12 protein-coding genes are annotated in these 14376 nt (G+C 67.1%); 3 read left to right on the forward strand and 9 right to left on the reverse strand.

Annotated features, from left to right (window positions below; genetic code table 11):
- Window positions 1–45: 45 nt before the first annotated feature.
- Both ACT4ML_RS18845 and ACT4ML_RS18850 read right to left on the reverse strand, forming a co-directional pair.
- Complete coding sequence (locus ACT4ML_RS18845; RefSeq protein WP_444722251.1) at window positions 46–270, reverse strand: hypothetical protein; 225 nt, start codon at window positions 268–270, stop codon at window positions 46–48.
- A gap of 302 nt (window positions 271–572) precedes the next feature.
- The gene (locus ACT4ML_RS18850) at window positions 573–866 is read right to left on the reverse strand and encodes a MarR family transcriptional regulator (RefSeq protein ID WP_444722252.1); all 294 of its coding nucleotides are present in this window, start codon (window positions 864–866) and stop codon (window positions 573–575) included.
- Between the two features lie 388 nt (window positions 867–1254).
- Here ACT4ML_RS18850 and glmM point away from each other — a divergent pair, with 388 nt between their 5' ends.
- Complete coding sequence (glmM, locus tag ACT4ML_RS18855; protein ID WP_444722253.1) at window positions 1255–2580, forward strand: phosphoglucosamine mutase; 1326 nt, start codon at window positions 1255–1257, stop codon at window positions 2578–2580.
- An 84-nt stretch (window positions 2581–2664) separates the two neighbouring features.
- Here the strand turns inward: glmM and ACT4ML_RS18860 are convergent, their stop codons facing one another.
- Complete coding sequence (locus tag ACT4ML_RS18860) at window positions 2665–2871, reverse strand: DUF7563 family protein (RefSeq protein ID WP_138244590.1); 207 nt, start codon at window positions 2869–2871, stop codon at window positions 2665–2667.
- 391 nt (window positions 2872–3262) lie between these two features.
- Between ACT4ML_RS18860 and glmU the strand changes: the two genes are divergently transcribed.
- Window positions 3263–4444 (forward strand): bifunctional sugar-1-phosphate nucleotidylyltransferase/acetyltransferase, encoded by a 1182-nt coding sequence (glmU, locus tag ACT4ML_RS18865; RefSeq protein ID WP_444722254.1) that lies wholly within the window; start codon window positions 3263–3265, stop codon window positions 4442–4444.
- A gap of 450 nt (window positions 4445–4894) precedes the next feature.
- On the opposite strand, the gene glmS is transcribed toward glmU, so the two are convergent.
- A complete protein-coding gene (gene glmS, locus ACT4ML_RS18870; protein WP_444722255.1) occupies window positions 4895–6706 on the reverse strand; it encodes a glutamine--fructose-6-phosphate transaminase (isomerizing) in 1812 nt (603 codons plus the stop codon).
- A 657-nt stretch (window positions 6707–7363) separates the two neighbouring features.
- Between glmS and ACT4ML_RS18875 the strand changes: the two genes are divergently transcribed.
- A complete protein-coding gene (locus ACT4ML_RS18875) occupies window positions 7364–7546 on the forward strand; it encodes a DUF5786 family protein (protein WP_138244587.1) in 183 nt (60 codons plus the stop codon).
- 190 nt (window positions 7547–7736) lie between these two features.
- Here ACT4ML_RS18875 and ACT4ML_RS18880 read toward each other — a convergent pair whose 3' ends face one another.
- The 5 genes from ACT4ML_RS18880 to ACT4ML_RS18900 all read right to left on the reverse strand — a co-directional run bounded on the left by ACT4ML_RS18880 (window position 7737) and on the right by ACT4ML_RS18900 (window position 14376).
- The gene (locus ACT4ML_RS18880; protein WP_444722256.1) at window positions 7737–8492 is read right to left on the reverse strand and encodes a helix-turn-helix domain-containing protein; all 756 of its coding nucleotides are present in this window, start codon (window positions 8490–8492) and stop codon (window positions 7737–7739) included.
- A 241-nt stretch (window positions 8493–8733) separates the two neighbouring features.
- Window positions 8734–12012, reverse strand: coding sequence for a bacterio-opsin activator domain-containing protein (locus ACT4ML_RS18885; RefSeq protein ID WP_444722257.1), 3279 nt, complete (start codon window positions 12010–12012; stop codon window positions 8734–8736).
- A 243-nt stretch (window positions 12013–12255) separates the two neighbouring features.
- Window positions 12256–12678 (reverse strand): universal stress protein, encoded by a 423-nt coding sequence (locus ACT4ML_RS18890; protein WP_444722258.1) that lies wholly within the window; start codon window positions 12676–12678, stop codon window positions 12256–12258.
- A gap of 377 nt (window positions 12679–13055) precedes the next feature.
- Window positions 13056–13784 carry a cytochrome c biogenesis CcdA family protein gene (locus tag ACT4ML_RS18895; protein WP_444722259.1) on the reverse strand — a complete coding sequence of 243 codons (729 nt, stop codon included), beginning with the start codon at window positions 13782–13784 and terminating at the stop codon, window positions 13056–13058.
- 1 nt (window position 13785) lies between these two features.
- Window positions 13786–14376: a redoxin domain-containing protein gene (locus ACT4ML_RS18900; protein ID WP_444722260.1), complete on the reverse strand. Its 591-nt coding sequence runs from the start codon at window positions 14374–14376 to the stop codon at window positions 13786–13788.

Below are 14376 nucleotides of genomic sequence, written 5' to 3' on the forward strand. Positions count from 1 at the left end.
ACGGAATCGCAGTAAAAACGAGCGAGCGTCCCGTCCCCAGTTCCCTCACTCGGAGCCGTCTCCGCTCCGCTCGAGGATGTCGCCGGGAACGCGACAGCCGCAGGGGCTGGCCTCGTGGGTCGTAGGGCCGTAGCTCACGACCAGCGCGATGGGCACGTCACAGCGCGGACAGCGGACCGGTTGCCGTCCCGTCTGTGAGGTGTTCGCAGCGATCGAGTCGCCGTCGAGCGTGAGTTCGTCGTCCGCGGACGACTCGGCGTCGTCGCTCATCCGTCCCTCCCACTGCGGGCGGAGACCGGCCCCCGGTGTGACCACTGGCGTCTGATTGATGTTCGAACGCGGTACTGTCGTCGTGCGAGACGTTTATGTCTCGGAGGAAGCAAGTGGAACATGGCTTCGAAACTGCACGGTTTGGAAGCCAGTCTCGGGTGTCCTATCACCCGGGGCATTTCAACGCATGCCCCCTCGCTCGTTGGAGCTGACTTCCAACTAAATGTCGGCTCGTTAGTGTCTTATAACTAATGGATTCTGCAGGTCGGAGTACGGCGGACCGCTCGAATGCGACGGGAAACTCACTCGGCGAGCCGATACTTCGACTGCCGGGCGTCCTCGAGACAGACCCGGCTGGTGACGAGGTCCTGATCCGCTAACTTGCCGAGCGCGTAGCGAACGGTCCGGGGACACAGTCGGGACTCGGCCGCGATCCCTTCCTGTGTCAGCGGGGCCTCGTACTCGAGGACCTTGTAGACCAGTTTCGCGCTGGGCGGGAGCTCGGCGAGCGTTCCGTCGCCGGTCCCGTCGTCGCCGCTACTCTCGCCGGACTCGGCGGCCTCGTCGATCTCGCGGTCTGGTTCGGTCGTACTCATAGGCGGTGTCCGATGGGGGCGGCCGGTTCGGGTTCGGATCGCGGCGCTCGAGTCGGCGATCGATCGACGCGTCTCGCGGTCGGCCGGAGCCGAGTCGCACTCTGGTCGGCGATCCGAGCCCGGGCGTCGGCGGCCTGCTGTACCGGTTTCATTCTCACTCGAGCGTACCGGTGTGACTCATATATACGGCACCGACAGTTCAGAAATACAGGGAGATACTAACGATCGGTCGATCGGCCTCGCAGTCGCGGCCATCGCCGCGAGCCGTCGCTGTCGAACGCCGCGTGCGATGGCGGAGCGGCGGCGATATCGAGGTCTGGCTCCGTTGCGGACAGCCAATCGGATTAACCCGTGCATAGTAAGGCGCTCGCCCCTGTCAGGGGGAGGTATGTTCGGAACCAGCGGTATCCGCGGACGGGTCGGAAGCGAGGTGACGGCGGCGTTGGCGCTGTCGGTCGGCCGCGCGGTCGCCTCGGAGGGACACGAGCGCGTCGTCGTCGGTCGCGACGTTCGCGAGAGCGGATCGATGTTCGTCGACGCGGTCGGCGCGGGACTGCGCGAGTGCGGCGCGGACGTGTTGACGGTCGACGTCGAGGCGACGCCGACGATCGCTCGCGCGATCGACCACCTCGAGGCCGACGCGGGCGTCGTCGTGACGGCCTCGCACAACCCGGCGACGGACAACGGAATCAAGCTCTGGAACCCGTCCGGGAAGGCGTTCGGACCCGACCAGCGCGAGGCGATCGAGCGGCGGATTCGCGAGGACGACTACGAACTGGCCGACTGGGACGGCGTCGGGGACCGCTCTCGTCGCGACGGCGTTCGGGACCACCACGCCGACGCGCTCCGGGGAGCGGTCGACCTCGAGCGCGAGCCCAGCGTCGTCGTCGACGTGGGCAACGGTGCCGGCGGGATCACGGCGGCGGTGCTCGACGATCTCGGCTGTCAGGTGCGGACCCTGAACGGACAGGAAGACGGCTCGTTTCCCGGACGGCCCAGCGAGCCGACCGAGGAGACCCTCGAGACGCTGTCGACGCTGGTCGCGGCGACAGACGCCGAACTGGGAGTCGCTCACGACGGCGACGCCGACCGGATGCTGGCGGTCGACGGGACCGGTGCCTTCGTGCCGAAAGACGCGTTACTCGCCCTGTTCGCCCGCGAGGCGGCGGGTGACGGGGACCGCGTCGCCGCGCCGGTCGATACCAGTCTCGCCGTCGACGACGCGCTGGCCGGCGTCGGCGCGTCGCTGACGCGCACACAGGTCGGGGACGTCTACGTCGCGGAGCGGACGACAGAACCCGATGTCGTCTTCGGCGGCGAGCCCAGCGGCGCGTGGATCTGGCCCGAGGAGACGCGCTGTCCGGACGGCCCGCTCGCGGCCTGTAAGCTGGTCGAACTGGTCGCCGAACGGGGATCGCTGTCCGACCTCGTCGCCGATATCGAGCAGTATCCGATCCGGCGAACGTCGATCGAAGTCGAGGACAAAACGAGAGTGATGGCCGACGTGGCCGACCGGGTTCGCGAGCGATACGACGAGATCGAGACCCTCGACGGCGTCAGAGTCGAGACCGAGAGCGGCTGGTTCCTGCTCCGTGCGAGCGGCACACAGCCGCTGATCCGCGTGACCGCGGAGGCGCGGTCGGCAGCCGACGCCGAGGAACTGTTCGAGACCGCACGGGCGCTCGTCACCGAGACGGTCGCGGTGGACGCCTGAAAGGGGGCGTGCTGTCCCACGAGAGCTACGAATCGACGGCGAGCGAAGACGTTCGACGGCGCTCGAGTCAGCGGGGGACGAAACTTATCTCGCTTCTTTCGGGATGAAATCGGAGGTCTTCATCTCACGGTACGTCGCACAGTCGGGACAGGCGTGGACGACGTCGCGGTTGTCGCCGAAAACGCGAGCGAACTGACGCGTCACCTGGTTGCCACAGTTGACACATCGAGGGGCGGTCGTTTGCTGGCCGGACGTCATGGGCGTCCACTTGGCGGATGAATCCGTCGACATCAACAACCCGTAGCGACAGAACGGTATTTACTATAGACCGCATAATTCGCCTCGAGACCGTTAGTCGAGTATTTCGACGGCGATCGACCGGTGTGAGAGACAGTTCCGATATCGAGAGTTTCGAGGGCTCTTTCGTGAGAAATGAGATATTTCGAGACGGTAATACAGTATTTCACCGGCGATGAATGGCATGTTGACTGGTAGATCGGGCGGTGTCGGTCGGGACCGGCGAGAGCGGTGACTCGAGCGCGACTCGGGTTTGAGCGCGACCGGGACCGAACGCGAAATCAGGACCGTCGTCGACGCGGAAAGTAGTCAGAAAACCGATTAGTTCTGGTCCGTAGCTGTAATAACTATATAATTATCCGCCGGATCGGGGTACGTGAGCGTGATGAAAGCCATCGTTCTCGCCGCAGGACAGGGTACACGGATCAGGCCGCTCTCCGCGTCCCGTCCGAAACCGATGCTCCCGGTCGCCGATCGGCCACTCGCCGCACAGACGGTCGATACCGCCGTCGACGCCGGTGCGGACGAAATCGTCCTCGTGGTCGGCTACGAGGGCCAGACGGTCAGAGACTACTTCGGCGCGGAGTACCGGGGCGTGCCGGTCTCCTACGCCGTCCAGACGGAACAGGCGGGGACGGCCCACGCCGTCAACGCCGCCCGCGAACACATCGACGGTCCCTTCGCAGTGCTGAACGGCGACAACCTGTACGACCCGGCGGCGATCGACCGCCTGTTCACGGAGTGTCCGGCGGTCTGTGCCGCCGAAGTCGCCGACCCGCGGAACTACGGCGTCCTCAGCACGACCGACGACACCGTCATCGACATCGTCGAAAAGCCCGAGGAACCGCCGACGAACCTCGCCAACGCCGGCGCGTACGCCTTCCCGGCGGACGCGAAATCGTGGCTCGAGGTCCCCGCGAGCGAGCGGGGCGAACGCGAGATCACGGACGTGCTCGCGCGGGTCGTCGAGCAGTACGCGGTCACGCCGGTGACCCTCGAGCGGTGGCTGGACGTGGGCCGGCCGTGGGAACTACTCGAGGCGAACGAGTGGAAACTCGCCGCCCTCGAGCGCCGGATCGACGGCGCGGTCAGCGACGCGGCCCACCTCGAGGGGCGGGTGGTCGTCGAGGAGGGCGCGACAGTTGAGCCCGGTGCCGTGATCGAGGGCCCGGTGTTGATCCGATCGGGTGCGACCGTCGGGCCGAACGCCTACGTCCGCGGCGCGACGCTGATCGGGAAAGACGTCTCGGTCGGCAACGGCGTCGAAGTGAAAAACAGCGTCCTCTCGCGGGGCACGTCGGTCAGCCACCTCTCGTACGTCGGGGACAGCGTCCTCGGGCGAGACGTCAACTTCGGCGCGGGGACGAACGTCGCGAATCTCCGTCACGACGATGCGGACGTCTCGGTCACCGTCAAAGGCGAGCGCGTCTCGACGGGTCGACGGAAGTTCGGCGTCGTCGCCGGCGACGGAGTCAAGACCGGCATCAATACGAGTCTCACACCCGGCCTGAAACTCGACACCGGCGCGACGACCGAGCCCGGCGAAACCGTCGAACGGGACCGGTAAGATCCGGTTCGAATCGGTCACCTCGAGTTCTCGACCGACTCCTGATAAAGTTGAGTTTTTGACATACCATAGCTATCAGGTGTTCCCTTTATATCGCATCGAACTCCTAGCCTAACTGGAGGGTATCGGTCGATACCCACGAGTCCGGTGGTGTCACCACCGGGACGTTCGATCGCCAGAGTGACCCTCCACGTTCGATTCCGACATCGTTCGAGTACGGGTCGTACACCGACGCCGTGCGGACCGGACTACGGGGGTGGTCTCGTCCTGCGGCCTCGATGACCCCTACTCGAGTCCGATTGTCGTTCTGCCGTGCCGCCGATACGAACTAATCCGGGAGCAGTCGGTCTCGGAGACGAAACGGAACTGTGACTCGAGTCCAGCGGATGGAACCGCGAAGATGCCGGCAACGAAAAGAGTCGAGCGGCGGAACCGGACTGTGGTACGGGTCTACTCGACAGTCACGCTCTTCGCGAGGTTCCGCGGCTTGTCGATCGGCCGGTCGAGGAGGTCGGCCGCGTAGTAGGAGACCAGCTGGAGCTGGACGTTCGCGAGCAGCCCAGCTAGATCCGGCTCGGTCTCGGGAATCGAGAGGTGCTCGTCGGCGGCCTCGACGGCCGGATGGCCGTCCGGACAGACCGCGATGACGGGTGCGCCGCGAGTCTGGGCCTCCTCGGCGTTTTTCAGCGTCTTCTCGTCCTCTTCGCCGGTGAAGATCGCGAACACGGGCGTCTCGGGCGTAACCAGCGCTAGCGGACCATGTTTGAGTTCGCCCGAGGCGAAGCCTTCGGCGTGCTCGTAGGTGATCTCCTTGAACTTCAGCGCCCCCTCGAGCGCCACGGGGTAGCCGAGGCCGCGGCCGATGAAGAAGTACGACTGACTGTCGCTGTAGCGCTCGGCGATCGACTCGGCGGTCGACTCCGCGAGCAGGTCGTCGATCCGTCCGGGCATCGACTCGAGTTCGGGGAGCAGCGACTCGAGGTCGGCCGGCGGCTCGTCCCGGAGGTCGCCGGCGATGCGCTGGCCGAGCAGCGTGAGCATGACGGCCTGCGAGGAGAACGTCTTCGTCGCGGCGACGCCGATCTCCGGGCCGGCGCGGATGAACAGCGCGTCATCGGCCTCGCGGGCGGCCGTCGAGCCGACGACGTTCGTCACCGTGAGCGTGCGAGCCCCCTCGGCCTCGGCTCGCCGGAGCGCGTTGAGCGTGTCGGCCGTCTCGCCGCTCTGGGTGACTGCGATCACCAGCGTGTCGTCGTCGACCGGCGGAGCCGAGACGCTGTACTCGTTTGCAAGCAGCGCGGTCGACTGCACGCCGGCCTGATTCAGCGTGAGCGAGCCGTACAGCGCGGCGTGGTAGGAGGTGCCACAGGCGACGAACTGGACGCTGTCGACGTCGTCGAAGGTGCCGGGTTCGAAATCGGACAGGGCGATCCGCTCGATCGCGGAATCGACCCGCCCCTCGATCGCCTGGGCCAGCGACGTCGGCTGTTCGTTGATCTCCTTGAGCATGAAGTGGTCGTACTCGCCTTTCCCCGCCTGCTCGGGATCCCACTCGACCGTCTCGGGCGTGCGCACGACGGAGTCGCCCTTGAGGTCGGTGAACTCGACGCCGTCCTCGTCGACGATGACGACGTCGCCGTCCTCGAGGTAGACCACGCTGTCGGTGTACTCGAGGAAGGCGGGCACGTCGCTCGCGAGGAAGTACTCGCCGTCTTCCATGCCGACGACGAGCGGGGAGCCCTGTCGGGCGGCGTAGAGGACGTGTTCGCCGGATACCATCGCGGTGACGGCGTAGCTGCCCTCGAGTTCGTCGATCGCCTGTCGGAACGCCGCCTCGCTGTCGTATCCCGCGTCGAGGTAGTACTGGACGAGGTGGGGGATGACCTCGGTGTCGGTGTCGCTCGTGAACTCGTAGCCGTTCGCCGCCAGCCGTTCCCGGAGCGCGGCGTAGTTCTCGATGATCCCGTTGTGGACGACAGCGACGTCCTCGCTCTCGTCCGTGTGCGGGTGGGCGTTCGCGTCGGTCGGCGGCCCGTGGGTCGACCAGCGCGTGTGGCCGATTCCGACTTCGCCCGAGAGCGGTTCGCCGATCGATTCCTTCAGTTCCTCGACCCGCCCGGACCGTTTCTGGACCTTGATACCGGAGCCATTCTGGACGGCGACACCGGCCGAGTCGTAGCCCCGATACTCGAGGTTCTCCAGTCCGGTCAGAAGCGGCTCGAGCGCGTTGCCGTCGCCGACGCGGCCGATAATTCCACACATCTGCTGATCACCGACCGTCGGGCCGTTCGAGACGGTCGTGTGGCCCGGACACGATAGCAGTTCCCGCGGACGACGCGTCGTCGGACCGACCGGTCTCCGGCGGAGAGAGGAGATCCAACGGGGCGGCCCGGTGATCCATCGCGATTGGTCGAGAGGGTGGACGGTACGCAACCATGAGAGCATTTCAAACCTCCCGAACCCATTACTATAGACGGACTACTGAATCCCGTAGTCCGCGTGTACTCCGCCACTGACTGGCAGTGACAGGAGTATCACATGCTGAGAGCTGACGTTATTTCTATCCATTATTTCCATTCGCAAATCTCTCAGCGCCCCGCTCGAGCCGAATTTCCGCCGTCTGACGCGGTCGTCCGAATCGTATGCCGACCGAACAGCCGACGGCCATTCGAGTACGAAGCGACGAACGGGCGGTATTTGCTGCCAACTAGCGGTAGGGAGCGGAAACAGGCGACATCGAACCGTCGCGCTGAACGGGGGCCGGTCGGAAGTTCGAAACGGGTTCGATCGAGCCTCGAGCGGGCGCTGAGCGGCCCTCGAGCAGAGCGGTCGCCCCGCGTGGCCCGCCGCGGAGCGAGCGGCGAGTACCGAGATGGAACAAACCGCCACACCTTTTGCAGTGGCACGGGAGTATCGAGTATGGGTTTTGGTAGCTACGACGAATCTGAACAACAAGAGCAGACGACCGACGACGAGGACGTAGAGGCCGTTAACGTCCACGAAAACGAACATCAGGGCGAAATGTCGTTCGAGTCCGACGTCTCGACGGACGAGCTGGTCGATCAGCTCGGTTCGATGAAAGACGACGAAGACGAAGAGTAAGCCGGTCCGGAACGGAGCGCGGCGTCGATGCGAGCCCGGCCGCACTCGCGCGACGCCGTCTCGAGACCTCGATTCCGGCTCCGATCGGCTCGGTCAGTGGTTTGATTTTCTCATTTCCGACTCGACGCGGAGCGATCGGGACGGCTCGTCTCGAGATCGAGAAACGGAATCTAACGGCGCGGGTCGGCGCTCAGGTGAGCGTCGCCGCACAGAGTTCGCCGATCGCCCGCCGGAGCCGCTGGGAGACCGCCGACTTCGAGACGTCGAGTCGGTCCGCGAGTTCGTCCTGGGAGATGCCGCGCGGAACGTCGAAGTACCCCTCCTCGTGGGCGGCGACGAGTAACTCCTGTTGTTTGTCGGTCAGGGCGACGACGCCGTCGTCCTCGTCGTCGGAGACGCGGAGGTGATCGACCGTGACCGAGATGTCTCGTTCGCGACAGTACTCGTTGAACGCGACGAGGCGCTCGCGGTCGGGGAACCGAAGCTGGACGAGCCAGCCGTCCCGAGCGCTCGAGAGTTCGAGAACTCGGCCGCCGACGGCGGCGGTTTCGGCGGTAAAGGTGCGCGCGCAGTCGGTGATTGCGACGCGGTACACTCGCCTGTCGGGGTAGCGGTCGACGAGGACCGGATCGGTGACGGTGGGGTCCGTCTCGAGCCCGGTTTCGAAGTCGTCGAAGTCGGAGCCGTAGGCGGTGACAAAGACGAGGGTTCGCCCCGGTTCGACGGCGGTCCAGTACTCGGGTTCGACGGTGACATCCGAGGCGTGTCGCAGCGTCGAGCGCAGGAACAGTTCCGGGTGATCGAGTCGGAGCTGAGCGACGATTCCGCCCTCGGCCTCCGATCGGATCTCGGACCGGTCGCCGGTGTCGGCGACGGTCTCGGTCGCGGCGTCGGTCACACCCTCGGTCTCGGCCACATCTTCGGCGTCGGCGATATCGATGCTCATCGGACCATCCGCCATCCGGAGAGATGACCGTCGTAATTGCTTCTTACCTCGAACGCACTCATTGAACGACGTATTACGAGCCGACTACATGGTCGTGGACGCTATACACGGAACCCACGCCGGATTCGACCGCTATATTGATTCATCCGTCAGATAGTCGTCCGTTTTCGCTGATACGGAAAGGGCGAATTATCGCGACGAAATAGCCGGTAAGAACTCTATACCGGTCGGTCGTCGCGGCTCACTCGCCGGCGCGTTCGTCGAACAGCAACGCGAACAGTTTCCGCTGGGCGATCCGGAGGTGCCGGCTGAACGTCGGCTGCGAGACGCCGAGCGACTCGGCGACCTCCTCGCCGGTGCGCTCGCGGGGCCACTCGAAGAAGCCGCCGTGATAGGCCGCCTCGAGCGTCCGACGCTGTCGCTCCGAGAGGTCCTCGGCCAGCCTCTCGAACGGCCGCGCGGAACGCGGCGGCCGGTCCCGCTCCCGGCGCGCGACCAGTTCCGTTCCGGGATGAACCGCCTCGAGCGCCCGGAGAAACGAGCGGACGCCGACCGGGTCCCCGAGGTCGATCACGAGTCTGGTCCGATCGTCGACCGGTGCGAGCGACCGGAGGACGCCGCCGTACTCCGCGACCGTCCGCGCGACGGACGGCTCGGCGGCCTCGGCGACTCCGATCTCGAGGACGGTGTCGCCGGGTCCGCGACCGGCGACCGAGACCGAGTCGACCGCCGGCAGCGAGCCGACGGTCTCGGGAACCGCGTCCGTATCCGCGTCGTCCTCGGCGTGGGCGACCGAGCAGAACACCGTCGAACCACCCGACGATCGGGGAATCACGGCCCGAACGTCGACCCGTCGGCCGAACCGGTGAGCGATCGCCGAGAGCGGTTCCGAGCCGTCGCGGAGGACGACCTCGAGTTCGGTGACGCGATCGGCGAGGAGCGCGCGTCTCGTCTCAATCGCGGCGATGACCTCGCCGGCGATCGCCGCGAGGTGTTCGCAGGCGCGGCGGGTGGTGTCGTCGAACGCCGACGACCGCTCCGCGTACGCGGTAAGCGTTCCGTAGCGGAGGTCGCCCGATTCGATCGGGACACTCAGTACGGCCCGAAAACCCCGCTCGAGCGGGCGGTGTCGCCAGTCCTCTCCGTCGAAATCCGCCGACCGGCTAAGAGTGTTGGTGGTGTCGGTGTCGGTATCGAGAGTCTCGAGGACGACTGAGTCGCGGACGCAAGCGGCGGTCCCGGTCGGCGAATCGGCGGTCCGATCCAGCGGGACCGTCATCGACTCGAGGAACTCGCCGTCGCGACCGGCCCACGTTTCGGGGACGATCCGCTCGCGGCCGTCGTCCGCGCGGCCGACCCACGCGAGTTCGATCCCGTCCGCTCGACCGGCCGCCTCGAGGGAGACGATCGCCTCACAGAGCCGCCGTTCGACTCCGTCGCGCGTCTCGGCGTCTAGCAGTGACTTCGATTCCTCCCACACGCGTTCCGTCCGCTCCGCGACGGCCTGCAGCCGATCCCGGTCGCGCCGGCACGTTCGGAGCGTCTCGGCGCGCTCGAGGCCATCGAGTGCCGTCCCGGCGGTGTCCGAGAGGATTTCGATCGACTCCGTATCGATCCCGTCGAACGCCATCGGCTCCGTACTCGTCGCGAGGACGAGCCCTCGGTTCGCGACCGGGACGGCGAGGACTCGCTCAGCGCGGAGACCGGTGCGGGAGAGCGCGTCGCCGAGTTCCGCGCGATCGTAGACGGTCGGCTCGCCGCTCTCGAGGAGCCCCGAAAGCGGCGTGTCGTCGGGCTCGATCGGCGGCGGCTCGATCGCTGGCCGGTCGCCGCCGGGAGGCTGCTCCGTCGCCGTCGTCTCCCTCGTCGCCACCGTCGCCGGTCGGAGCCGGTCGTCGTCGACGAGATACCAGACGGCCGCGTCGGCGTCGGCACACTCGCGGACGGCGTCGGTGACCGCCTCTCGAACGGCGGACGGTGTCTCGGCGCGGCGAAGCGTCGCGACGGTCCGCCGGATCGTCGACAGCGCGGCGGCGCGGGAGTCCCGCCTGTCGCGGACGACACAGAGCGTTCGGTCGGGATCCGGCAGCGGCGCGACGAACACGTCGACGGAGACGGTCGCGTCGGTCGCGAACTCGCCCGCGACGGGGTCCATCCACCTGACGACCGGCGAGCGGGCCCGCTCTCGGATCGTCGCCGCGAGGTCGTCGTCGAACACCGCCTCGAGGTCCCGGCCGACGAGCGAGTCCGTCCCGGCGAGGTCCAGCAGGGCCGGGTTCGCCAGTCGGACCGTCGAGTCCTCGAGGACGGCGATGCCCTCGTCCAGCGCGTCGACGACCGACTCGAGGAGCGCGAGGCGGTCCCGGTCCGTCGCGGCCGCGCCGGACGCGGCGTCGGGTACCACCTCTCGCGCGTGGACCGAGACGCCGTCGTCGCCGGGATGGACGGCGACGACGAGCCGGGCCTCGAGGGCGGGAGCGTCCGTCTCGAACTCGACCACCGAGTCCGTCGTTTCGGCCTCCCGGACCCGATCGGCGAGTGTCGTGCCGACCCCGTCGGGAAGCAGCTCCCAGACGACCGTTCCCGACGGGAGATCGCCGTCGAGCGATCGCTCCGCGAGGTCGGCGAGCAGCCGACCGGCCGCTCGATTGGCGAACCGGATCTCGCCCCGCGGTCCGAGGGTGAAAAACGCGTCTTCGAGCCGGTCGAGCCCCGCTCGAGCGTCCTCGCTGCCGGCCGCGTCGGTCGCCGCACCCGCGCCGGCCCGGGTGACGACGACCCCCTCGACGGCCGGGTCCTCGAGCCGGTTCGTACAGGTCAGGTCCGCGACGCGCCACGTGCCGTCGGCGTGGCCCAGTCGGACCGTGACCCGTTCGGTCGTCCCGACCGGGGCCGCGGCGACGGACGCGAGCGCCTCGCGAGCCGCCTCGCGATCGTCCGGGTGGACGAGCCGGGCGATCGTCGTTCGCTCGAGTTCGGTCGGCGTGTACCCCATCCGCGACTCGACCGCCGGGCTCGCGTACTCGATCTCCCCGTCGGCGTCACAGACCCAGACGACCGCCGCGGCGTGCTCGAGGATCGATCGGTGGCGGCGGTCCGATTTCTCGGCGGCCAGCCGATACCGTTCTCGCTCGGCGGCGTTTTCGACGCGCGCGGCGAGTACCGCCGCGGACGCGTCGCGGTCGACGACGTCGCTCGCCCCGGCCTCGAGCGCTCTGTCGGCGGCTTCCCCGTCCGTGACGGCGATGATCGGGCGGTCGCCGATTCGGGCCGCGAGCCGCTCGAGCGTCGCGTCGGCCGGCGTCGATCCGTCGCCGGTCGGCGCGAACGGGCAGACGACGCAGTGTACCTCCCGGTCGGCGAGTCGCTGGCGGGCTCCCTCGAGCGTTCGTTCCCTGAGCAGCGAGACGCCGTCGAATCGCGCTGCGAGCGCGGCCATCGCGTCGTCGGCCGGGTCGGAGTCGCCGGCGACCAGCACGCACAGCGCGTCGCCGACGACGGTCGCGGTGCTATCGCTCATCGGACGGACACCCCTGACGGGGAGACACGCGTGTGCGTGTGTCCGGCCAGTGGTTCCCGCACCGAGTCGGGTTCGGTCTGACCGCTCTGGGTCCGCGAGCCGACGGGGGCGCGAGCGAGACGAGCGGCCACGATAGCGGCCGCATCGGTCGCTCGCCGATTAAGTATCTGTTTCGTACTCGCGAGTAACACGGGAGTAGGAGTCCGCGTCACCGATTCGGTCACGCTATCGGCCCGACGATCGTCAGGGTCGTTCGCGAACGGTGAGGACCGGCACCGGCGCGTTCCGGACGATTTCCTCGGCGACGCTGCCCGAGATCAGGTGATCGAGCCCGGACCGGCCGGCCGTCCCGACGATGACCATATCGGTCGGGTTCGTCTCCGCGAAGTCGACGACCTGTTCCTGCGGGACGCCATGGCGGATGTCCGCGGTCACCTCGACGCCGTTTTGCGACGCCGCGTCTCTGGCGTGTTCGGCGGCCCGCTCGGCTTCGCTTTCCGGATCCGAGCGCAACTTATCCTCCTTGTTCGCGGCCTGTGGCCCGTCCTCGGAGACGGACAGGACGTGCAGGGTCGCGTCGAGTCCGCTCGCCAGTTCGATCGCGTGATCGGTCGCCCGTTCGGCGGCGTCGCTCCCGTCCGTCGCGAGCAGCAAATCCTGATACATCGCTTGCATACTCGTTCGGGAGACGGCGGGATAGGTTCCTGACCTGCCGTTGCCTGCCGGGCCCGCGACCCGATCCTCAAAAGACGACGTCCCAGACGTGCCCGCAGTTCCGACACTCGAACTGTCGCTTCAACCCGTCATCTGTCACCGATCGATCGACTTCCACTCCCGACTCCTCGAGGCAGTTCGGGCACCGATATCGGCTCACGAACCGGACCCTGTACGTGATCGGCGATAAAGCAATCACCCTCATAATTTGGATTAAGAAGCGAAAATGACAGGTTCAATACTGCCTCGTCGATATCGGTTACGGGATCAGGCAGCTTCGGACGAGTCGGACGGCTTCGGACGACGAATGTGGTCTCCGCACACCGCGATCAGGGGACGAGGACGACGATGGCGGGATACAGTTGCCTGACGACATCGAGGACATTGATGACATCGAGGACGACGATGGCGAGATACAGTTGTCCGATGCCGGCGACGATCATGACCGCGCCCGCGATACGCTTGAGCGTGCCAGTATAGGCCGCGAGTCGGCCGGCACTGGCAACGAGCCCCATCCCCGTCGCGACGGTCAGCGAAACCATGAGCACGACGAAACTCCCGACGTACGTTCCGAGGAGGATCGCCGCCGAGGTCGTCGGGAGCGAGAGCGCGCGGGTGACCACGCCGAAGAAAACCGGTGCGACACAGCCCGCCGCCGCCAGCGCGTAGCCGACGCCGAAGATCGCGAACCCGAGCACGCTCGAGCGTCGCTTCGGAAGCGCGATCGACGGCGACGGCGCACGGCCGAAGACGACCAGAAGCCCGAACGCGATCAGGACGATCCCGGCGACGAGTTCGAACCAGGTGACGGCCGACAGCGTCTCGTGGCCGACCCAGAACGTCGCTCCGAGCAGGACGCCGAAGGTAACGAGCACGCCGAGACCGGCGACCAGCCCGCGACTTAGCGCACCGCCCAGCGACGCCCGATCGCCGTCGGTCTGGCTGACGTAAAAGCCGACGTACCCCGGGAGGAGCGGGTAAGAACACGGCGAGAAAAAGGTCGCAATCCCGGATATCAATCCGAACGAGATCGACGTCACGAGCGCCGAATCGATCATGCTATTCGTCCCCGTCGGCAGCGTCGCCGTCCTCGAGGGCCCGTTCGATCCCGGCGACGAGTTCGTCCGCGGTCTTGACGCCGGTCTCGGCCCACCGAACGCGCCCCGAGGCGTCGATCGATACGGCGGAAGGGTAGGGCGTCCCCCAGTAGAGGGAGGTGAGTTCCGCGGTCGGATCGAGACCGATCGTCCAGTTGCCGTCGTGGTCGTCCCACCACGCGGCGAGTTCGCTCTCGCTGATCGATTCGCTCGTCACGGACAGAAAGCGGACCTCGTCACCGACCCGTTGGTGTGCCTCGACGAGCGCGTCCATCTGTTTCTTACAGGGCGCACACCACGTCGCGAAGAAGTCGACGAAGGTCGGCCGATCCGACGCCGGAACACGAACGGTACCGGCCTCGCTCCCGGGCGCGTCGACCGTCTCGATCTCGAGGGGGTCGCGGCGCTTCCCGACGATGCCGGACGACCCGTCGGAGTCCTCCTCCCCGGTACTGGAGTCACTGGGGGACGGGATACCGAACGCGGCGACGGCACCGCCGCTGACGAGCACGCCCGCGCTGCCGATGCCGGCGAGGAGATCGCGTCGCCGCAT

The sequence above is a fragment of the Natrinema sp. LN54 genome (assembly GCF_052439245.1).
Lineage (GTDB): Archaea > Halobacteriota > Halobacteria > Halobacteriales > Natrialbaceae > Natrinema > Natrinema versiforme_A.